The organism is Cupriavidus sp. MP-37, from assembly GCF_020618415.1.
Taxonomy (GTDB): Bacteria; Pseudomonadota; Gammaproteobacteria; order Burkholderiales; family Burkholderiaceae; genus Cupriavidus.
In genome coordinates this window covers 82,291-102,461 of the sequence record NZ_CP085344.1, presented here as the reverse complement: position 1 = coordinate 102,461, position 20,171 = coordinate 82,291, and the positions used below count along the sequence as shown (strand labels likewise).

At 70.1% G+C, this 20,171-nt stretch carries 22 protein-coding genes and 1 pseudogene; 14 read left to right on the top strand and 9 right to left on the bottom strand.

Annotated features, from left to right (window positions below; all coding sequences use genetic code 11):
- Nucleotides 1-126 precede the first annotated feature (126 nt).
- From LIN44_RS00500 to rfaE2, 7 genes are all read left to right on the top strand, one after another.
- Nucleotides 127-1,125 (top strand): tripartite tricarboxylate transporter substrate binding protein, encoded by a 999-nt coding sequence (locus LIN44_RS00500; RefSeq protein ID WP_227313087.1) that lies wholly within the window; start codon nt 127-129, stop codon nt 1,123-1,125.
- 89 nt (nt 1,126-1,214) lie between these two features.
- The gene (locus LIN44_RS00495) at nt 1,215-2,195 is read left to right on the top strand and encodes a fumarylacetoacetate hydrolase family protein (protein ID WP_227313086.1); all 981 of its coding nucleotides are present in this window, start codon (nt 1,215-1,217) and stop codon (nt 2,193-2,195) included.
- Between the two features lie 120 nt (nt 2,196-2,315).
- Complete coding sequence (locus LIN44_RS00490; protein WP_227313085.1) at nt 2,316-3,149, top strand: enoyl-CoA hydratase/isomerase family protein; 834 nt, start codon at nt 2,316-2,318, stop codon at nt 3,147-3,149.
- 65 nt (nt 3,150-3,214) lie between these two features.
- Entirely contained in the window at nt 3,215-4,012 is a 798-nt protein-coding gene (locus LIN44_RS00485) for a PhaM family polyhydroxyalkanoate granule multifunctional regulatory protein (protein WP_227313084.1), read from the top strand.
- A 35-nt stretch (nt 4,013-4,047) separates the two neighbouring features.
- Entirely contained in the window at nt 4,048-5,325 is a 1,278-nt protein-coding gene (locus tag LIN44_RS00480; protein ID WP_227313083.1) for a patatin-like phospholipase family protein, read from the top strand.
- A gap of 200 nt (nt 5,326-5,525) precedes the next feature.
- Nucleotides 5,526-6,383: a ferritin-like domain-containing protein gene (locus LIN44_RS00475; protein ID WP_227313082.1), complete on the top strand. Its 858-nt coding sequence runs from the start codon at nt 5,526-5,528 to the stop codon at nt 6,381-6,383.
- A 382-nt stretch (nt 6,384-6,765) separates the two neighbouring features.
- On the top strand, nt 6,766-7,260 hold the full coding sequence (gene rfaE2, locus LIN44_RS00470; protein ID WP_227313081.1) for a D-glycero-beta-D-manno-heptose 1-phosphate adenylyltransferase: 495 nt from the start codon (nt 6,766-6,768) through the stop codon (nt 7,258-7,260).
- 15 nt (nt 7,261-7,275) lie between these two features.
- Here the strand turns inward: rfaE2 and LIN44_RS00465 are convergent, their stop codons facing one another.
- From LIN44_RS00465 to LIN44_RS00455, 3 genes are read right to left on the bottom strand one after another with little or no spacing between them, the layout of a single operon-like run.
- Entirely contained in the window at nt 7,276-7,488 is a 213-nt protein-coding gene (locus LIN44_RS00465; protein ID WP_227313080.1) for a hypothetical protein, read from the bottom strand.
- A gap of 33 nt (nt 7,489-7,521) precedes the next feature.
- Nucleotides 7,522-8,364: a type III pantothenate kinase gene (locus tag LIN44_RS00460; protein ID WP_227313079.1), complete on the bottom strand. Its 843-nt coding sequence runs from the start codon at nt 8,362-8,364 to the stop codon at nt 7,522-7,524.
- The gene (locus LIN44_RS00455) at nt 8,361-9,236 is read right to left on the bottom strand and encodes a biotin--[acetyl-CoA-carboxylase] ligase (RefSeq protein ID WP_227313078.1); all 876 of its coding nucleotides are present in this window, start codon (nt 9,234-9,236) and stop codon (nt 8,361-8,363) included. The genes LIN44_RS00460 and LIN44_RS00455 overlap by 4 nt, the downstream gene beginning before the upstream one ends.
- A 188-nt stretch (nt 9,237-9,424) precedes the next feature.
- Between LIN44_RS00455 and LIN44_RS00450 the strand changes: the two genes are divergently transcribed.
- The 5 genes from LIN44_RS00450 to LIN44_RS00430 all read left to right on the top strand — a co-directional run bounded on the left by LIN44_RS00450 (nt 9,425) and on the right by LIN44_RS00430 (nt 14,347).
- Nucleotides 9,425-10,555, top strand: coding sequence for an MlaE family ABC transporter permease (locus LIN44_RS00450; protein ID WP_370641591.1), 1,131 nt, complete (start codon nt 9,425-9,427; stop codon nt 10,553-10,555).
- Nucleotides 10,556-10,572: 17 nt separating this feature from the next.
- On the top strand, nt 10,573-11,412 hold the full coding sequence (locus LIN44_RS00445; RefSeq protein ID WP_227313077.1) for an ABC transporter ATP-binding protein: 840 nt from the start codon (nt 10,573-10,575) through the stop codon (nt 11,410-11,412).
- Entirely contained in the window at nt 11,409-12,353 is a 945-nt protein-coding gene (locus LIN44_RS00440; RefSeq protein ID WP_227313076.1) for an MlaD family protein, read from the top strand. Before LIN44_RS00445 ends, LIN44_RS00440 begins: the two co-directional genes overlap by 4 nt.
- A gap of 92 nt (nt 12,354-12,445) precedes the next feature.
- Nucleotides 12,446-13,078: an ABC-type transport auxiliary lipoprotein family protein gene (locus LIN44_RS00435; protein WP_227314425.1), complete on the top strand. Its 633-nt coding sequence runs from the start codon at nt 12,446-12,448 to the stop codon at nt 13,076-13,078.
- A gap of 18 nt (nt 13,079-13,096) precedes the next feature.
- Nucleotides 13,097-14,347: a VanZ family protein gene (locus LIN44_RS00430; protein WP_227313075.1), complete on the top strand. Its 1,251-nt coding sequence runs from the start codon at nt 13,097-13,099 to the stop codon at nt 14,345-14,347.
- Between the two features lie 27 nt (nt 14,348-14,374).
- Here the strand turns inward: LIN44_RS00430 and pcp are convergent, their stop codons facing one another.
- The 6 genes from pcp to pxpB form a co-directional block, all read right to left on the bottom strand.
- Nucleotides 14,375-15,025, bottom strand: a complete 651-nt coding sequence (gene pcp, locus LIN44_RS00425; protein ID WP_227313074.1) for a pyroglutamyl-peptidase I — start codon at nt 15,023-15,025, stop codon at nt 14,375-14,377.
- Nucleotides 15,026-15,041: 16 nt separating this feature from the next.
- A complete protein-coding gene (locus tag LIN44_RS00420) occupies nt 15,042-15,992 on the bottom strand; it encodes a DUF979 domain-containing protein (RefSeq protein WP_227313073.1) in 951 nt (316 codons plus the stop codon).
- Nucleotides 15,993-16,004: 12 nt separating this feature from the next.
- A complete protein-coding gene (locus tag LIN44_RS00415; protein WP_227313072.1) occupies nt 16,005-16,751 on the bottom strand; it encodes a DUF969 domain-containing protein in 747 nt (248 codons plus the stop codon).
- A 107-nt stretch (nt 16,752-16,858) separates the two neighbouring features.
- Nucleotides 16,859-17,599, bottom strand: coding sequence for a 5-oxoprolinase subunit PxpA (gene pxpA / locus LIN44_RS00410; RefSeq protein ID WP_227313071.1), 741 nt, complete (start codon nt 17,597-17,599; stop codon nt 16,859-16,861).
- Nucleotides 17,600-17,641: 42 nt separating this feature from the next.
- Nucleotides 17,642-18,661, bottom strand: a complete 1,020-nt coding sequence (locus LIN44_RS00405; RefSeq protein ID WP_227313070.1) for a biotin-dependent carboxyltransferase family protein — start codon at nt 18,659-18,661, stop codon at nt 17,642-17,644.
- A complete protein-coding gene (gene pxpB / locus LIN44_RS00400) occupies nt 18,658-19,305 on the bottom strand; it encodes a 5-oxoprolinase subunit PxpB (RefSeq protein ID WP_227313069.1) in 648 nt (215 codons plus the stop codon). Before pxpB ends, LIN44_RS00405 begins: the two co-directional genes overlap by 4 nt.
- 211 nt (nt 19,306-19,516) lie before the next feature.
- Between pxpB and LIN44_RS00395 the strand changes: the two genes are divergently transcribed.
- Together LIN44_RS00395 and LIN44_RS00390 are read left to right on the top strand one after the other, a co-directional pair.
- Nucleotides 19,517-19,795, top strand: a complete 279-nt coding sequence (locus tag LIN44_RS00395) for a type II toxin-antitoxin system ParD family antitoxin (protein ID WP_227313068.1) — start codon at nt 19,517-19,519, stop codon at nt 19,793-19,795.
- Nucleotides 19,792-20,141 (top strand): annotated as a pseudogene (locus tag LIN44_RS00390) (type II toxin-antitoxin system RelE/ParE family toxin). The gene LIN44_RS00395 and the pseudogene LIN44_RS00390 overlap by 4 nt, the downstream one beginning before the upstream one ends.
- The last annotated feature ends 30 nt before the right edge of the window (nt 20,142-20,171 follow it).

The window sequence follows — 20,171 nt, the reverse complement described above, 5'->3', positions numbered from 1 at the left end:
AAATTTACTATAGCGAAATCGATTTACCAATTTTTAAGCGCTCGGTAGACTTTCTTCGCTACAGACCTGGCCGGCGCGGCGCATGCCGTCGCAAAGCCGGGCTCCGTTTTACCATGGAGACAAACGATGCGCCCCGCTGGCTACTTCCGCCCTGTCCTTGCCGCCCTGACGGCCGCTCCCCTGCTTGCCCTGCTGTGCACCGCCAGCGCACCCGCGCGCGCCGACAACTGGCCGTCGCAGCCGATCCGCTGGGTGGTGCCGTACCCCGCCGGCGGCGGCACCGATGTGGTGGCGCGCACCGTGGCCCAGGCCATCACGCCGGCGCTGGGCAAGCAGGTGGTGATCGACAACCGTCCGGGCGCCGCCACCATCGTCGGCGCCGATGCGGTGGCGCATGCCAAGCCCGACGGCTACACCGTGCTGACCGCCGATACCGCCACGCTGGCCGCCAATCCGTCGCTGTACAAGAAGCTGCCCTACAACGTCGACAAGGACTTTGTCTATATCGGCCAGCTGGCGCGCTTCCCGCTGGTGCTGGTGGCCAACCCGAACTTTCCCGCGCGCACGCTCAAGGAAGCGATCGACTATGCGCAGAAGCATCCGGGCAAGGTCAACTTTGCCTCGCCGGGCGCGGGCAGCCCGCACCATCTGGCGATGGAGCTGTTCATGGACCAGACCCGGGTCAAGATGACGCACGTGCCCTACAAGGGCGCCGCCCCCGCGGTGCAGGACCTGCTGGCCGGGCAGGTCGACCTGATGTTCCTGGACCTGGCCTCGGGCCAGCAGAACGTGCAGGCCGGCAAGCTGCGCGCGCTGGGCGTGGCCACGCCCAAGCGCCTCGGCGTGCTGCCCAGTGTGCCGACCGTTGCCGAAGGCGGCGTGGCCGGCTTCGAGGCCTACGCCTGGCAAGGCATGGTGGCGCCGGCGGGCACGCCCAAGGCCGTGGTCACGCGGCTGAATGCCGAACTGGTCAAGGCGCTGAAGACGCCCGAAGTGCAGAAGAAGCTGGAAGGCGTGGGCGTGGAAGCGGTGTCAAGCTCGCCGGAGGAATTCGCCAGCTATGCGCGCGCCGAGGCCGAGCGCTGGGGCAAGCTGATCAAGGCCAAGGGCATTACGGTCGACTGAGCGGTCGACTGAGCGGCGCGCGCGCCGCGTTAGACTAACGGCCATTGCGCCTGCCGGGCAGGCGCCCGGATCCTTACCGTATCTGCTCCATGAAACTCGCAACTTTGAAGGACGGTTCACGCGACGGCCAGCTGGTGGTCGTGTCGCGCGACCTGAAGACCGCGCACTTCGCCAACGACATCGCCGGCAGGCTGCAGACCGTGCTCGACGACTGGCAGTTCTACGCGCCGCAGCTGCAGGACCTGTACGACGCGCTCAACGGCGGCCGCGCGCGCCATCCGTTCGCATTCGCGCCGAAGGACTGCATGGCGCCGCTGCCGCGCGCCTACCAGTGGGCCGACGGCTCGGCCTACGTCAACCATGTCGAGCTGGTGCGCAAGGCGCGCGGCGCCGAGATGCCGCCCGAGTTCTGGACCGACCCGCTGATGTACCAGGGCGGCTCCGACGATTTCCTGGGCCCGCACGACGACATCGTCTGCGCCAGTGAGGCCTTCGGCATCGACTTCGAGGCCGAGGTCGCGGTCATCACCGGCGACGTGAAGATGGGCGCCACCCCGGAGCAGGCCGGCGACGCCATCCGGCTGGTGATGCTGGCCAACGACGTCTCGCTGCGCAACCTGATCCCGGCCGAGCTGGGCAAGGGCTTCGGCTTCTTCCAGAGCAAGCCGGCGACGGCGTTCTCGCCGGTGGCGGTGACGCCCGACGAACTGGGCGAGGCCTGGCGCGAGCGCAAGGTGCACCTGCCGATGACCGTGCACTGGAACAGCAAGAAGGTGGGCCAGCCCGACTGCGGCACCGACATGGTGTTCGACTTCGGCCAGCTGATCGCGCATATCTGCAAGACCCGCAACGTGCGCGCCGGCAGCATCGTCGGCTCGGGCACGATCTCCAACGTCGACCGCAGCAAGGGCTACTGCTGCATCGCCGAGAAGCGCATGCTCGAGACCATCGACGCAGGCCAGCCGGTGACCGAATTCATGAAGTTTGGCGACGCGGTCAAGATCGAGATGTTCGACGCGCAGGGCCATTCGGTGTTCGGCGCGATCGACCAGTTGGTGGCGGCCGCCTGAAGCACGGCGGGCCAGCAAGCGCTGGCGGCGTGCCGGATTTGCATATAATTAACCGACCGATCGGTTGGCAAATTAACCATGCATCGGCGCCCCCGCTGGCGCCCACTTCACAGGCCCCCCATGACCACGCCCTCCGCTGACACCGCCACGCTGTCCCCGCGCTACGAGCGCTACCGCGCGCTGACTCTGCGCCGCCACGGCCCGATCCTGGAAATCGTCATGGGCGCGGCCCAGTCGGCCAACCAGAAGCTGGCCACCGCGGACGCCAGCATGCACCGCGAGCTGGCCGAAATCTGGCGCGACGTGTCCGCCGACCCCGACGTGCGCGTGGCGCTGATCCGCGGCGAGGGCAAGGGCTTCTCCGCCGGTGGCGACCTGGCGCTGGTCGAGGACATGGCCAACGACTTCGACACCCGCACCCGCGTCTGGCACGAGGCGCGCGACCTGGTCTACAACGTCATCAACTGCGACAAGCCGGTGGTCTCGGCGATGCACGGCCCGGCCGTCGGCGCCGGCCTGGTGGCGGGCCTGCTCGCCGATATCTCGATCGCGGCCAAGACCGCGCGCATCGTCGACGGCCATACCCGCCTGGGCGTCGCCGCCGGCGACCATGCCGCGATCGTGTGGCCGCTGCTGTGCGGAATGGCCAAGGCCAAGTACTATCTGATGCTGTGCGAGTCGGTCAGCGGCGAAGAGGCCGAGCGGATCGGCCTGGTCTCGCTGGCGGTGGATGAGGACGAACTGGTGGCGCGCGCGTTCGAGGTGGCCAACCGGCTGGCGGCGGGATCGCAGAGCGCGATCCGCTGGACCAAGTATGCCCTCAACAACTGGCTGCGCATGGCCGGCCCCGCTTTCGATACCTCGCTGGCGCTGGAATTCATGGGCTTTGCCGGCCCCGACGTGCACGAAGGCATGGCGAGCCTGCGCGAGAAGCGGCCGCCTCAGTTCAGGTAACGACGACGCAGCCGCGCTCCCGGAGGTCCGGGCAACGGGCTGCGCCGCACACGGAGCGCGCGACCATGTTCGGACAGATTCCCGATTTCACCAACGGCTTCGACTTCATGCGCCGACTCTGGGGCGGGGCGGGCATGCCCGCCAGCCTGATGCCCGGCCTGCAGGCCATGACGCCGCCGATGGACCTGGAAGACCTCGACAAGCGCATCGCCGACCTGAAGGCGGTGGAAAGCTGGCTGCAGCTGAATACCAACCTGCTGCGCACCACCATCCAGGGACTCGAAGTGCAGCGCGCCACGCTGGTGGCGCTGCAGACCTTCGGCAACGCGCTGTCGCCCGAGGCGATGCAATCGGCCATGGACAACGTCGCGCGCGCGGCCAACGCGCCCAGCGCCGAGGCGCCGCAACGCACCGGCGCCGATACCGGCAGCGGCAAGCCGGCAGAGCCGCCCGCCGCCGAGCCCGCCCAGCCCGCCCAGCCCGCCGCCGGCGACGCCGAGGCGGCCCGGGCGCCCAACGCCGCGCTGTGGTGGGACATGCTGCAACAACAGTTCAACCAGATTGCCAGCAGCGCCGCCGCGGCCAGCATGGTGCCGTTCGGCATGGGCGGCATGGGGGGCTTTGGCGCCGCCGGCGCCGCCACGCCAGCCGGCGCCGCACCATCCGGCGCAGGGAAGCCGAAGACCGCGGCAGCCGGCGAGCCGCCATCATCCGGCGCCTCCAGGCCTGCCGCGAAGAAGGCACCGGCGAAGAAAGCGGCTGCCAGGAAGTCGGCCAAGGCCAAACCGGCCCGGCATGCCGGCGAGGGCGGCGATGGCGGTAACGGCAGCAACAACGGCGCCGGAGGCAGCGTCACCAACTGATCCCGCCACGGCCCGACGCCCCCGCTTCCGCCCCCATGCACCGCGATTCCCTGCCGCTGCCCCCCGCGGCGCCCTCCTCCGGTCCCAACCCCGCCGCCACCGCCCTGATCATGATGGGCGGCGGCGCACGCGCCGCCTACCAGGCCGGCGTGCTCAACGGCGTGGCTCGCATCGCCGCGCGCCTCGGCAAGGCGCAGGCCGCGCTGCCGTTCGGCATCATCGCCGGCACCTCGGCCGGGGCCATCAACGGCGCGGGGCTGGCCATCCACGCCGGCGACTTCCAGGCCGCCACGCAGAGCCTGGGCGCGCTCTGGCACAGCATCCATGCCGACGAGGTCTACCGCACCGATGTGCTGCGCGTGGGCGTGTCGGGAGCGCGCTGGCTGTCGACGCTGGCGCTGGGCTGGGCCACCCAGCGGCGCGCGCCGCGCGCCCTGTTCGACAACACGCCGCTGGGCAGCATGCTGGGCGAGCTGTTCGAGCCCGCGCGGGTGCAGGCCAGCCTGGACAGCGGCGCGCTGCAGGCGTTCGCGGTGACGGCGCTGTCGTACAGCACCGGACGCCATGTGACCTTCTACCAGTCGCACCACCGCATCCATCCGTGGCACCGCAGCCAGCGCATCGCGGTGCCGGCGCAGATCACCGTGGACCACCTGCTGGCATCGTCATCGATCCCGTTCCTGTTCCCCGCCATGCCGCTGGAACTGGACGGCCACCACGAGTGGTTCGGCGACGGCACCATGCGCCAGATGTCGCCGCTGTCGCCGGCGATCCACCTGGGCGCGTCGCGCATCCTGGCGATCGGCGCGGCGTCGCGGCAGCGCTCGGGCTGGTTCGACACCATGCCCGGGGGCGGCTATCCGTCGCTGGCGCAGGTGGGCGGCCAGGCGCTGGCCAGCATCTTCCTCGACGGGCTGAACGCCGACCTGGAGCGGCTGCTGCATATCAACCGGCTGCTGGCACGCATGCCCGAGGTCGCCGGCGACCGCGAAGGCTGGCGCCCGGTGCAGGTCATGACGGTGGCGCCCAGCGAGCCGATCGAAGCCATCGCCGCCGAGCACCAGAAGCAGTTGCCGCGCACCGTGCGCGCGCTGCTGGCGCCGCTGGGCGGCACCGAGGCGCGCGGCGCCGCGTTCGCCAGCTACCTGCTGTTCGAGCCGGCCTTTACGCAGGCGCTGATCGCGCTGGGCGAGCGCGACGCCGAGGCCCAGGCCGACGAGCTGGCGGCCTTCCTCTACGGCGTCGTCCCGGGCGCGGCGCCCGCGGCGCCGGGCGTGGGGGACCAGCCAGCCGAGCAGGCGATCTCGCCCTGAGCCGCCACCGTCACATGCGGGCGCCATGGGCGCCCGCGCAGGCACTTTGCCGCGCCGCCGCGGCGCTGATCGCCCGGAATATGCAACATGCGGCGCCAAACCCCGCCCAAGGCGTTGCATTCGCCCCGATCCCGCCTAAAAAAGGAAGAAGAGAATAATTCGCATCTGGTAGAATCTGCCCGTAATTTCAAAGGCTTACCATGCTCTACCCCGAACTGTTCAAATCGTTGGAAGCCGTCCGCTGGCACATGGACAAGGACATCCCCTGGGACTCCTTCGACGCCAGCATGCTGACGGACGACCAGGCCAAGACCATTCGCATGAATGCGATCACGGAATGGTCCGCCCTGCCCGCGACCGAGATGTTCCTGCGCGACAACCGCCACGACTCTGACTTTTCGGCGTTCATGAGCATCTGGTTCTTCGAGGAACAGAAGCATTCGCTGGTGCTGATGGAGTACCTGCGCCGCTTCCGCCCGGACCTGGTGCCGACCGAGGAAGAACTGCACGCGGTGCGCTTCGAGTTCGACCCGGCCCCGCCGCTGGAAACGCTGATGCTGCATTTCTGCGGCGAGATCCGCCTGAACCACTGGTACCGCCGTGCCGCCGAATGGCACACCGAACCGGTGATCAAGCATATCTACCGCACCCTGTCGCAGGACGAAGCCCGCCACGGCGGCGCCTACCTGCGCTACATGAAGAAATACCTGGCGCAGTTCGGCGACAGCGCGCGCGCGGCCTTCGCCAAGATCGGCGTGCTGATGGCCTCGGCGCGCCGCACCGAGAAGCCGCTGCACCCGACCAACCTGCACGTCAACAAGGCACTGTTCCCCAATGACACGGTGCAGTCGCGCCTGCCGGACCCGGACTGGCTCGAGAAATGGCTGGACGAACAGATCCGCTTCGACGAAGGCTGGGAGAAGAAGGTCATCGAACGGATCCTGCACAACATGTCGCTGCTGTTCGAACGTACCTTTGAAACCGTGCAGGACCTGAACCGCTACCGCAAGGAGCTGAACGCCAGCCTGCAAGGCGCCGGCGCGGCGCGCCCGGCATAGGCCTGGTCGGTCCGGTCCGGACAAAAAAATGCCCCGCCGAAGCGGGGCATTTTTTTACCTTCTTTCTTACCTTCTTTCTTGCCTTCACGCATTCCCGACAAATGCGGCCCGCGGCGGCGCGCCGGATCCGGTCCGGCCCTGGCGGGTAGGGTGCAACGCCGTTTTCCTGTTCCCGGAAATACGGTGCCGCGGATGATAAGCGCGCCAGCCGCCGCGCAGGTAGTAGCCGGTTACTACATCCTTGCCGTGCCGGTCGCCGCTACCGTGGCGCGACGGCGCCAGCCGGCACCGGCCCGGAGCGCGCCGCAAGAACAGGTACCATTCGGGCAAGCGCGCCGGCTCCGCCACGGTGCCGGCCTCCAACCATCCCATGTCCCGATCCATGTCCGTACCCGCCTTCGAATCCAAGCTGACTCCCGCCGACGACGCCGCCGCGCTGGCCGCGCGCATCGCCGCGCTGCCGCGCCCGCTGGTGTTTACCAACGGCGTCTTCGACATCCTGCATCGCGGCCATGCCACCTACCTTGCGCAGGCGCGCGCGCTGGGCGCGAGCCTGGTGGTCGGGGTCAACAGCGATGCGTCGGTGAAGATGCTGGGCAAGGGCGACGACCGCCCGCTCAACCATGAATCCGACCGCATGGCGCTGCTGGCCGCGCTGGCCTCGGTCGACCTGGTGGCGATGTTCCGCGAACAGACGCCGGTGGAGCTGATCCGCCTGGTGCGGCCCGACATCTACGTCAAGGGCGGCGACTACGATATCGACACGCTGGAAGAAACCCGGCTGGTGCGCAGCTGGGGCGGCCAGGCCTATGCCATCCCCTTCCTGCACGACCGCTCGACCACCAAGCTGCTGACCAAGGTTCGCCAGGGCGGCTGAGGCACTGCGCCGGCGCTACGCGCCCGGTGCCGACGCCGGCATGGCCGGCGGCGCTTGCAGCCGCATGCGCTCGCCCCGCACCTGCTGCTCCAGCCGGTGCGGCTCGCGCGGCGATTCGAACCAGCCCGACAGCGGCTGCGCGCCAAACGCGCCCAGCACCGCCGCCAACAGCACGGCGTTGGCGACCAGCAGCAACAGCAATGCGAAGCGCAGCGAGCGGGTGATCATGGGGAATCGGACGGAGGTGGGGAGGTAGCGTCGTTACGCGTCGGCCAGGGCCATCGCATGCAGGCCGAGCAGCACCAGATTATCGTGCATCTCGAACGGCACCGCGAGCGCCCCGGCCAGCGCGCCGCGCGCGCCGCCCGACAGCACGCAGCGCGGCGGGCGCGCAGCCTCGCCGCGCTCGCCCAGCGCGCGCCAGGTGCGTTCGATCGCGCCAGCCTGCGCCGCCAGGCAACCGGCGGCAATGGCGTCGTGGGTGTTGTCGGCCCAGCGCCGCTGCGCGCCGGCGACGCTGCCGGCCTCGCCGACATCCAGCGCCGGCAGCTGCGCCGTATTGCGTGCCAGCGTGCCCAGCATCAGCGCCAGCCCCGGCAGGATCAGGCCGCCTTCGAAGCGCGCGCCGCCATCCGCCGCCACGGTGACGATATCCAGCGTGGTGGCGGTGCCGGCGGTCACCAGCAGCAGCGTGTCGTGCGGCAGCCAGCGGTGCGCGCCGACGGCGCCGGTCCAGCGGTCGACGCCCAGCTGAGTGGGTTCGCGATAGCCGTTGGCAAGGTCGCCATGCGCGGCGGCGCTGCGCACCCATTGCACCGGCGCGCAGCCGCCGAAGGCATCGGCCAGCGCGGCATCGACGGCGGCGGCAAGCACCGGCCCGGCCACGTTGCTGATCCACACCGACGGCGTCGGCCCGCCGGCGCGCAGCGTGCGCAGCTCGGCGGCCAGCGTCCGCAACGCGCCGTCCTCGGCATGCGCCACCGCGCCGGCGTGCTGCCACGGCGTGGGCAGGGCACCCGTGGCAGGCAGCGCCGCACCGGCTTCGCACCACGCCCACTTGAGCCGGGTATTGCCGATATCGACCAGCAGCCGCGGCGGGGTCATGCGTCGCCTGCCTTTCCCGGGGCGGGCCGCAGCGACAGCTCGCCGCTGGCGATGCGCTCCAGCCCGGCGGGCGTTTCCAGCAGCAGGTGGCCGGCCTCGTCGACGCCGCGCGCCATGCCTTCGGCGATCACCTGGCCGTCGTGCAGCAGCCGCACCGGCTGGTCGCGGTAGGCATCGGCGGCGGACCAGCGCCGCGCCATCGGCCCGAAGCCATGCGCGAGGAAGTCCGCGCGCATCGCCGCCAGCCGCTCCAGCACCGCCGCCAGCAGGCGCGGCGCATCGCGCCCGGCATCGAAGCCCGGCATGCCCTCGGCCACGCCCGCCAGTTGGCGGCCCAGCGCGGCCTCCATCTGCGCATCGCGCACCAGGTTCAGGCCGATGCCGATCACTGCCCAGACCCGCTGCGGGCCCGCCGGCACCGACTCGATCAGGATGCCGGCCAGCTTGCGGCCATCGATCTGCAGGTCATTGGGCCATTTCAACCCCACCCGCGCGCCCAGCGCCGGGGCGACGTCGGCCAGGGCCTCGGCCAGCGCCAGGCCCACCGCCAGGCTCAGGCCGCTCAGCTGCGCCGGCGCCAGCGCCAGCGGCAGCGCCACCGAGAACGTCATGCCGGCCTGCCCCTGCCACGGCCGGCCCTGGCGCCCGCGCCCGGCGGTCTGGCGATACGCCAGGCGCAGCGTGCCGGCGTCGGACCACGGCGCCTGGCGGCACCGCGCGGTGAGGTCGGCATTGGTCGAGCCGGTTTCGTCGACCAGTTCCAGGGTCCAGTCGCGCAGCGCCGGCGACAGCATGGCGCGCAGCGCGCCGGCATCGATGCGCCAGGACGTGGCAGTGGGCGTATCGGGAGGATTCGGAGGAACGGCGGACATGCGCGGCAAGGGACTGGGATGGACGGGAGCGCGGTCGGAACAGGCAGGCACCGGAAGGGACCCCGGTCCTGCGGCGGATGCCGCATTGTAGCCGTGCCGCGCCCCGCGGCACGCGCCCGGGCACGGCGCGGTCGCGCCAGCGGGGCGCGTGGCTTAGAATCGAGACTCGGCCATCACATCGCTAGCCCTTGGAACGCCAGACGACGCCAGACTTCCAGATCACGCGCGGGGACGGAACCGTCAGCGTACAGCTGCGTGGCGACTGGACCGCGCTCGCGCTGGCCGGGTGCCGCCAGGCGCGGCAGCTGCGCGCGCAGCTGCATGAGCTGGCGCAGGCGCCGGATCATGCGCAATGGTCGCTGGCCGGCATCGAGCGCCTTGACCATATCGGCGGGCAGCTGCTGTGGCAGGCCTGGAACGGCCAGCTGCCGCAACGGCTCGAGGCGAGCGAGGGCCAGCGCCGCGTGTTCGAGCGCATTGCCGCGGTGCATGACGAGGGCTGGAAAAAGCACATGGTGGACCGCTTCAACCCGGTCACGCTGCTCGGCGCCAACGTGATGTCGTTCGGCGCGCAGCTGGGCAACGGCATCACCATGCTGGGCCAGCTGGCATTCGACCTGCTGCGCTTCGCGCGCACGCCGCAGCGCGGCCCGTGGCGCGAGATCTCGGCCAATATCTACAACGTGGGCTACAAGGCGCTGGGGATCACGGCGCTGGTCGGCTTCCTGATCGGCATCGTGCTGTCGTACCTGTCGGCCAACCAGCTGCGCACCTTCGGCGCCAGCACCTTCATCGTCAACATCCTGGGCATGGCGGTGATCCGCGAACTGGGGCCGGTGCTCGCCGCGATCCTGATCGCGGGGCGCTCGGGCTCGGCCATCACCGCGCAGATCGGCGTGATGCGCGTGACCGAAGAGCTCGACGCGATGCGCGTGATGGGCATCTCGCACGGCTTCCGGCTGATCATGCCGCGCGTGATCGCGCTGGCCATCGCCATGCCGCTGCTGGTGGCGTGGACCGACGTGATGGCGCTCGCCGGCGGCATGCTGGCCGCGCGCATGCAGCTGGGCATCAGCGCCGCCTTCTTCCTGCGCGAGCTGCCCGATGCGGTGCCGGTGGCCAACCTGTGGCTGGGGCTGGGCAAGGGCGTGGTGTTCGGCATCCTGATCGCGCTGACCGCCTGCCACTTCGGCCTGCGCATCAAGCCCAACACCCAGAGCCTGGGCGAAGGCACCACCGCCTCGGTGGTGACCGCGATCACCATCGTGATCCTGGCCGACGCGGTGTTCGCCATCCTGTTCAAGGACGTGGGCCTGTGAGCGCGGCGCCAGCGAACATGAATCCGCCAGGCGCGCCGCAACGCGCGCCCGACCGCACCCCGGTGATCGAGGTGCGCGACCTGGTCAAGCGCTTCGGCAAGGCGGTGGTGCACGACCATGTAAACCTCGACGTCTACCGCGGCGAGGTGCTGTCGATCGTCGGCGGCTCGGGCAGCGGCAAGACCGTGCTGCTGCGCCAGATCGTCGGGCTGGAGCGCCCCACCTCAGGCACCATCAAGGTCTTCGGCGAGGACCCGGCCCGGCTGGCGCCGGCGCAGCTGCAGGCGCTGCGCAGCCGCTGGGGTCTGCAGTTCCAGCGCGGCGCGCTGTTCTCGGCGCTGTCGGTGATCGACAATATCGCGCTGCCCCTGCGCGAACTGCGCGCGCTGCCCGACAATCTGATCTGCCAGGCGGCGCTACTCAAGCTGCAGCTGGTGGGGCTGTCCGCGCGCGATGCCGACAAGATGCCGTCGGACCTGTCCGGCGGCATGATCAAGCGCGTGGCGCTGGCGCGCGCGCTGTCGCTGGAACCCGAGCTGCTGTTCCTGGACGAACCCACTGCCGGCCTGGACCCGATGGCGTCCGACGACTACGTCGCGCTGATCCGCGAGCTGCGCCGCGAGCTGGGCCTGACCGTGGTCATGATCACGCACGACCTCGACACGCTGGTGGCGCTGTCCGACCGCGTCGCGGTGCTGGCCGACCACAAGGTGATCGCGGCCGCGCCGATCCCGCAGGTGGTGAAGGTGGAGCACCCCTTCATCCGCGAGTATTTCCTGGGCGAGCGCGCCCAGCGCGCCCTGCAGGCGCTGCCCCAGCCCGGGCAGCCCGCGGCGCCGCCCCCTGGAGAAGCATGATGGAAAACAAGTCCCACGCCTTCCTCGCCGGCGTGTTCACCATCGGCCTGGCCGTGCTGGTGCTGTTCGCGATCTTCTGGTTCAGCAGCGACCACGCGGTGCGCGTGCCGTACGACCTGATCACCCGCTCCACCGTCAACGGCCTGGGTCCGCAGGCCGACGTCAAGTACCGCGGGCTGGCGGTGGGCAAGGTCGAGTCGATCAAGTTCGATCCGCAGGTGCCGGGCCAGATCATCGTGCGCGTCAGCGTCAACCAGGATACCCCGATCACGCGCACCACCTACGCCACGCTGGGCTTCCAGGGCGTGACCGGGATCGCCTACATCCAGCTTGACGATTCCGCCGCGCACGACGGCACCACCGGCTCGCCGCCGTTGCCCACCTCGCCACGGGCGGTGGCGCGCATCGCCATGCGCCCCGGCTTCTTCGAGGAACTGGAAAAGCGCGGCGATTCGCTGCTGACCCAGGCCGAGACCCTGATGGGTTCGCTCAACGACATGTTCCAGGGGGCCAACCGCGACGAGCTGATGGCGGCGATCCGCTCGGTGCGCAAGACCGCCGAAGACTATTCGCGCCTGTCCGACTCGCTCGCACCGGCGGCGCAGCGCCTGCCGAAAGTGGCCGAGAATTTGAACGCGACGCTGGCATCGACCCGGCGCCTGACGCAGGAACTGGCCAACCCCAACGGCACCGTGATGCGCACCGTCGACAGCGTCGGGCGCGACCTGCAGGGCGCGGCCGCGTCGGTGCAGGCGGCGGCCGGCACCTTCAGCGAAGAGACCCTGCCGCAGCTCAATGGCCTCGCGCGCGACGCGCGCCAGACCGCGCGCAGCTTCGAGCGCGCCGCCGGCCAGTTCAACGAGAGCCCGAGCAGCGTGCTGTTCGGCGCGCCCGCGCCCACGCCAGGCCCGGGCGAACCGGGCTTCAGCGCCGCGCCATAGCGCGGCCGGCATGCGGCAACGCCCCAGCCCTTCGCTCCCTCGATAACGCCAAACGCCAACCGCGAGAATCCGCCGTGACCCCTGCGACCGAGATGCCACGCTTCCTGCGCTCCGCGCCCGTGCGCCTGCGCGCCGCCCTGCTGCTCGCCGCCGCCGCGCTGGCGCTGTCGGGCTGCGCGCTGACGCGCGGCGAGCCCACCATCACCTATGACCTCGGCCCGGCCGTGGCCGCGCCCGCGGCCGCCGGCAGCGGGAACCCTGCGCCCGCCCCGCTGCCCAAACTGCGCGTGGCGCAGACCGACGGGCCCAACTGGCTGGAAGGCAATGCCCTGTTCTACCGGCTGCAGTACGCGCAGGCCCAGCGCCTGCAGGCCTATGCCACGCAGCGCTGGGTGATGTCGCCTACGCGCCTGTTCGACGAGCGCCTGCGCGAGGCCGTGGCCGCGCGCGGCACGCTGGGCTGGTCCGGCGACAGCAGCGTGCCGGCGCTGAAGGTGGACCTGCTCGAGTTCGACCAGGTCTTCGACAGCGCCACCACCAGCGAGGGCGTGGTGCGGCTGCGCGCCACCGTGTACCGGCACGGCATGCTCGGCCAGCAGACCTTCGAGGCGCGCCGGCCCGCGCCCAGCGCCGATGGCGCCGGCGGCGTCAAGGCGCTGGCCGAAGCCAGCGATGCCGTGATTGCCGCGCTGCTCGACTGGATCGGCACGCTGCAGCTAAAGTAAAGCAACAGGAGATTTGCCATGGAGCCGGCTCCTCCGCCGCTCTCCGCGCCGCCGCCGGCGGCTGTGCCCACGCCACCCGCCACCGCGCCGCAGCACTCGCCGCTGGCGCGCGTGGGGCTGCTCTGCTTCACGCTGCTGGTGGTGTATGCCAGCCTGTACCCATTCTCCGGCTGGATCGACAACGGCATCTCGCCCTTTGCCTTTCTCAGCGCGCCCAAGCCCCGCTACATCACCAGCTTCGACCTGCTGACCAACGTGCTGGGGTATTTCCCGTTCGGCGCGCTGGTGGTGCTGTCGCTGCATCCGCGCGTGTCGGGCGGGCGCGCCACGCTGGTGGCGCTGGTCGCCGGGGCCTTGCTGTCGGCGTGCATGGAGGCGTTCCAGACCTGGCTGCCCAGCCGCATCTCGTCCAACATCGACCTGATCACCAATGCGCTCGGCGCGCTGCTCGGCGGCGCCGTGGTGGCGCCGTTCACGCGCGCGCTGATCGACGACGGCCGCCTGACCCGGCTGCGCCACGCGTGGTTCGAGCCGCATGCCAGCTTCGCCATCATCCTGCTGCTGCTGTGGCCGTTCGCGCAGGTGTTTCCGCAGGAGCACCTGTTCGGCATGGGCGGCATCGTGCGCGAATGGCTGACCGACCCGGAATCCTGGCCGATGCAGGTGCTGCAGATGGTGTTCCCGCAGCTGGAGGCGTGGCAGGACCATATCGGCCTGCGGCCCGAGGACATGCAGAGCCAGCAATTGCTGGAATCGCTGGTGACCGCCAGCAGCTGGATCGGCACCGGCCTGTTCGCCTCGATCGCGATGCGCCGCAGCGCGCCGATGCTGCGCATCCTGGTGGGGCTGCTGGCGGCGGCGCTGCTGCTCAAGGCCACCGCGGCCGAGCTGCAGTTTCCGACCGAAAGCGCCTTCGTCTGGCTGTCCGAAGGCGGACGCTTCGCGCTGCTGACCAGTTCGCTGGTGCTGGCGCTGCTGCTGTACCTGCCGCGCTGGCTGCGCACGGTGCTGGCGATGGCGGCGCTGATCGTGCTGGTGGCGCTGACCAACGTGCTGCCGTCCAATCCCTATGCGTGGATCTCGGAGCAAGGCTGGCGCATGGGCCGCTTCATCCACTTCAACAGCCTGGCGCAGTGGCTCGGCTGGCTATGGCCGTTCCTGGCGTTCTGCTATGTGATCTGGCGCTTCGAACAGGTCAGCCTGCGCCGCCATGCGATGAGGAAGGCCGCGGCACGGCGCGAGGCGGCCGCGGCCAACCTGCAGGAGTAAGCCGGGGCGCGCTGGCGGCGGCGGCAGCTAGTGCAACTGCCCGCCCTGCTCGCGCACGTCGGTGCGGGTCGACAGCGCCGTGGCCACCGCGGTGCGCAGGCCCTTCACCAGCGTCTCGTGCGCCAGGCTCGGCTGGCCCGGATGGCGTGCCGCTTGCTCGGGCAGGTACGGAATATGGATAAAGCCGCCGCGCACCGCGCCGTCCGGCTGCCGCGCGAGCCGGTGCATCAGCCCGTAGAACACATGGTTGCAGACGAAGGTGCCGGCGCTCTGCGACACCGACGCCGGCACGCCGGCCGCGCGCATGTCGCGCACCATCGCCTTGATCGGCAGCGTGGCAAAGTAAGCCGCCGGGCCGTCGGCGACGATGGCGGTGTCGATCGGCTGGGCGCCGGCATTGTCGGCGATGCGCGCATCGTCGACATTGATCGCCACGCGCTCGACCGAGATCTCGGCGCGTCCGCCGGCCTGGCCGACGGCGATCACCAGCGTCGGCCGCAGCGCGTCGAGCAGTTCGCCGATCGCGGCGATCGCCGCGCCGAACACGCACGGCAGCTGGCGCGCGACGATCATCGCGTCGCCGACGCGTTCGCCGTCGAGCGCGCGCACGGCTTCCCACGACGGGTTGATCGGTTCATCCTCGAACGGCTCGAAGCCGGTCAGCAGCACGGTAGGCATGGCGGGGCTCCTGCGCTTACATCAGCCAGTACAGCAGCACGATATTGGCCGCCAGGATCGCCAGCGCGGTCGGCACTTGCGCGCGGATCACGGCGTTCTTGTCGTCGAGTTCCAGCAGCGCCGCCGGCACGATATTGAAGTTGGCGGCCATCGGCGTCATCAGCGTCCCGCAATAGCCCGAGAACATGCCGATCGCCGCCATCACCGCAGGATTGCCGCCGAACATGCCGACCAGGATGGGCACGCCGACGCCGCCGGTCATCACCGGGAAGGCGGCGAAGCCATTGCCCATGATCACCGTGAACAGCGCCATGCCGACGCAATAGACCGCCACTGCCACCAGCTTGTAGTCCAGGTTGATATAGGCAGTGGTCAGGTGCGCCACCGCCTTGCCCACGCCCGCGTCGGCAAACACCAGCCCCAGCATCGCCAGCATCTGCGGCAGCACCAGCGCCCAGCCCAGCGACTCGGTCAGCCGGCGCGATTCGCGCAGGCCCTGCGCCACGGTGTCGCGCGTGAGCCAGCACACCACCGCCAGCGAGACCAGGCAGCCGATCCCCAGCGAAACGAAGGTCACGTTCTTGGGATCGAGCAGCGGCACGCCGGCCAGCTTGACGTCCTTGAACAGCATGGTGCCGATCACGGTCACCAGCGGGATCAGCAGCGCCGGGATGAACAGCCGGTTGCCGAGGCGGCTCGCGCTGGCGCGGCGCTCTGCCTCGGGCAGGCTGTCGTGCTTGCCGTGGCCGACGCCGCCGAAGCCGGCGATCAGCGCCATCACCACCGCGCCGATGCCGACCGCCGCCGGCGGCAGCCGGTCGCCGACCAGGAACACGATCGCGTACAGCAGCCAGAACAGGCCGGTGCTGAGGCGGCGCGGATGCGCGCGGTCGGTGAAGGTCATCAGCGCGGTGATGGCCAGCACCAGGCCGGCGAGCCAGTAGAGATATTCGATCGAAATAATCATGGCGCGCTCTCCTTACTCGGCGCTCTGTGCAGGCACGGCGGCGCGGGCGCCACGGGCGGCACGGGCGCCGTTCGGGCCCAGCTCGCGCTCGAGCCAGCCGTCCAGGCGCTTGAGGCGCACGGCATGGATCAGGAAGGCGCAGATCGCGGTGGGGATGCCCCACACGGCGATATGCAGCGGCTCGACCTCGATATTCGACGACAGCAGGAAGGTATGCATCAGCGCGATCGCGCCGAACGCGACGAAGATGTCCTCGCCGAAGAACAGGCCGACGTTGTCGGTGGCGGCGCAGAACGCCAGCACGCGCTGGCGCACCGGCTCGGGCAGGTGGCCGAAGCGGCTTTCGGCCGCGCCCTCGGCCATCGGCGCCAGCAGCGGGCGCACCATCTGCGGATGGCCGCCGAGGCTGGTCAGGCCGATCGCCGCGGTCAGCTCGCGCACGCCCAGGTAGACGATCAGCAGGCGCCCGACCGTGGCCGAGGCGATGCGCGCGATCCACGCCTGCGCGTGCTCGCGCAGCCCGTGGCGCTCGAGCAGGCCGATCACGGCCAGCGGCAGCAGGATGATCAGCGGCAGGTTGCGCGCCTTGACGAAGGCGGTGCCGATCGCGGCGAAGATCTGCATCAGCGGCATCGGCGCGGCCAGCCCGGTGGCCAGCGCGGCGAGCACCACCACCAGCATGGGATTGAAGCGCAGCACGAAGCCGACGATGATGACGCCCACCCCGACAAGGGGCCAGAGATTGACTGCCTGTTCCATGGAAACACCAAACGAAGATAACGAAGGCGCGCGGACAGCAGCCGTCGTGACGCGTGACGGGGCAAGCCGCGTGGGGGAAATGCCGGCGTGCAGGCGCAGGAACGCGCTCAGTCGCCGGCGCGGATCGCGATGCCTTCTGCGCCCAGCCGTTCCCGGATGCGGCGCGCAAAGGCCAGCGCGTGGGCGCCGTCGCCGTGCAGACACACGGTTTCGGCCTGAATCGGTACCCAGGTGCCGTCGATGGCGCGCACGCGCTGCTCGCGCACCATGGTCAGGGTCTGGTCCAGGGCAACTTCCTCGTCGTCGTGCAGCGCGCCGGGCGTGCCGCGCTTGACCAGCGTGCCATCGGGGTTGTAGCCGCGGTCGGCGAAGACCTCCTGCCTGACGCGCAGGCCGGCCTCCTTCGCCACGTCGATCATCTGGCTGCCGGCCAGGCCGAAGAACACCAGGTCGGGGTCGAAGTCGCGCACCGCGCGCACGATCGCGCGCGCCAGCGCCGGGTCGCGCACGGCCTGGTTGTACAGCGCGCCATGCGGCTTGACGTGATGCAGCACGCCGCCCTGCGCGCGCACGATGGCGGCGAGCGCGCCGATCTGGTACAGCACGTCGGCGTAGACGTGTTCCGGGTCGCGCTGCATCTCGGTGCGGCCGAAGTTCTCGCGGTCGGGGTAGCTCGGGTGCGCGCCGATCGCCACGCCGCGCGCGAGCGCCCAGCGCACCGTCTGCACCATGGTGGCGGCGTCGCCCGCGTGCCAGCCGCAGGCGATATTGGCCGAGCTGATCAGCGCCAGCAGCGCCTCGTCATTGCCACAGCCTTCGCCAAGATCCGCGTTCAAATCGATCTGCATTGCCATTCTCCTGTGCTCCTGTGCGGCGCCCTGGCGCCTTCCTTATGCTGCCGCGCGCGTGCGCGCGCGCCGGCGCGCGGCGATGGGCATGCCATCGCCCTGCCACCGCAGCGCCTGCTCGATCTGGCGCAGGTAGCGGGCCAGCTCATCCTGCGCGGCCTGTGCCTGCGCCAGCGTGACCTGCACGAAGCGCACCGGCGCGCCCAGCGGCACCTGCGCCAGCCGCCACAGGTCGGCGCCGATCACCACGCCGATCTTGGGATAGCCGCCGGTGGTCTGCGCATCGGCCATCAGCGCGATCGGCTGGCCCGCCGGCGGCACCTGCATCACGCCTGGCACCACGCCGTGCGACAGCAGGTCGGCGCTGCGCTCGGGGCGCCGCGCCAGCGCCGGCCCGTTCAGGCGCAGGCCCATGCGGTTGCTGTTGGGCGTGACGGTCCAGTCGGCCTGCCACAGCGCGGCCTGCGAGGCCGCGTCGAAGTCATCGTATTCCGGACCCGGCAGCATGCGGATCACCGTGGCCTTGCCTTCGACCCCGGCGGGCAGCGCCCACGCCGGCGCCTGCACGCCGATCCAGTCAGACTCGGCCTCCAGCCCCGGCCGCCCCGCGGGCAGGCGGTCACCCTCCTGCAGCGCGCGGCCGCCCAGCCCGCCGAAACCGGACTTCAGGTCGGTGCTGCGCGAGCCCATCACCGGCTCTACCGCAATGCCGCCCGCCACGCACAGGTACACGCGCGTGCCGCCGCGTGTCGACGGCAGCGTCAGGGTCTCGCCCTTGTGCGCGTCGAACGCATGCCACGACCACACCGGCACGCCGTCGAGGTTGGCGCCGCATTCGGCGCCGGCCAGGGCCACGCGCAGATCGGCATGGAAGCGCACCGCGGCGCGGCCGAGCGTGAATTCAATGGCGGCGCAGCCGGGTGCATTGCCAAGCAGGCGGTTGCCGACTTCGACCGCCAGCATGTCCATGGCGCCGCAGCGGCCCACGCCAAAACGGCGGAAGCCGGTACGGCCCAGGTCCTGCACCGAGGCGAGCGCGCCGGGACGAAGGATCTCGATCACGCGCTGATTTCCTCGGCGACAAAGCGCACGGTATCGCCGGGCGCGAACAGGGACGGCGGATCGCGGTCCGCCACGAAGAGTTCGGCGTCGGTGCGCCCGATCAGCTGCCAGCCGCCCGGCAGCACCGCCGGATAGATGCCGGTCTGCTCGCCGCCGATGCCGACCGAGCCCGCCGGCACCGCCACCCGCGGCTCGCGCCGGCGCGGCGTGGCCAGTTCCGGCGCCAGCCCGCCCATATAGGCAAAGCCGGGCTGGAAGCCGAGGAAATAGACCACGTACTCGCCCGCCGCGTGGCGGCGCACCACTTCCTGCGGCGTCAGGCCGGTATGCGCGGCGACATCGCCCAGGTCCGGGCCATGCTCGCCGCCGTAGCGCACCGGGATCTCGACCAGCTTGCCGGTCGCGCTGCGCGCCTCGCCCGAGGCCCACGCCAGCTTCAGGTTGCGCTCGAGCGCGTCGACGTCGGCACTGCCGTCGAAGATCACGGTCAGGTTGTTCATGCCCGGCACCACGTCGACCACGCCACGCCAGTCCGCGGCACGCGCGGCCATGGCCCAGATCCGGCGCTGGACGGCCAGCGATGCGGGCGGCGCGACGCTGTACAGCAGCGCCTGCTCGGCGAGTCGGTGGACGGTGCAGTTCATCAGAGTCCCGGTAGCGCACTTGCTACCCAGTGTAGGCAGACAAGTGGGAATGTGACGTGTTTGTATTTCATCGATAATTTATCGATGAATTCATCGTATCGAAATGCACTGTCGCGGGACAGTCGGGTTGACCCTAGGATGGAGAGGACATGCCGATGGACGGCACCACGCCCTACGGAGTAGGATTAAATCCTATCGATTGGAGATCGTCATGCGAACCACTCAACAATTGAGCGTAACGCTGCCGACCGAGATGGCTCAGGCGGTCAAGGACAAGGTGCGGTCGGGCGAATACGCCAGTGAAAGCGAGGTCATTCGCGATGGCCTGCGCGCGTTGCTCGCGCGCGACCGGGCCGTGGACGCGTGGCTGCTGCAGCAGGTCGGCCCGGCCTATGATGCGCTTCAGGCTGATCCGTCCCGGGCCGTGAGCGCAGATGACGTTCGCGCCCGTCTGGCTGCCAGACAGGCTGGGAAAACCAAAGCCCGATGAGAACCTATGCCGTCGTCTTCGCGCCGGAGTTTGTGGAGCAACTTGAGAGCCTTTACGACTATATCGCCGAAGAAGCCTCGCCTACATTGCGGCACGGTACACCGACGCGATCGTAGAGTATTGCGAGTCGCTCGGCACGTTTCCACATCGCGGTACCTGTCGCGATGACGTGCGGCCCGGCCTGCGGATTACCCATTACAAGAAGCGCGCCGTGATCGCGTTTGCCGTGGGTCCCAGCAAGGTTTCGATAATTGGCTTGTTTTATGGCGGCCAGGACTACGAGACAATGCTGAACGCGCAGAATGAAGCGACGCCGGCGAGCGTTCCGCCAAGCCGCACGCCTTAAAGCAAAACGGCCGGGAAAAATTTCCCGGCC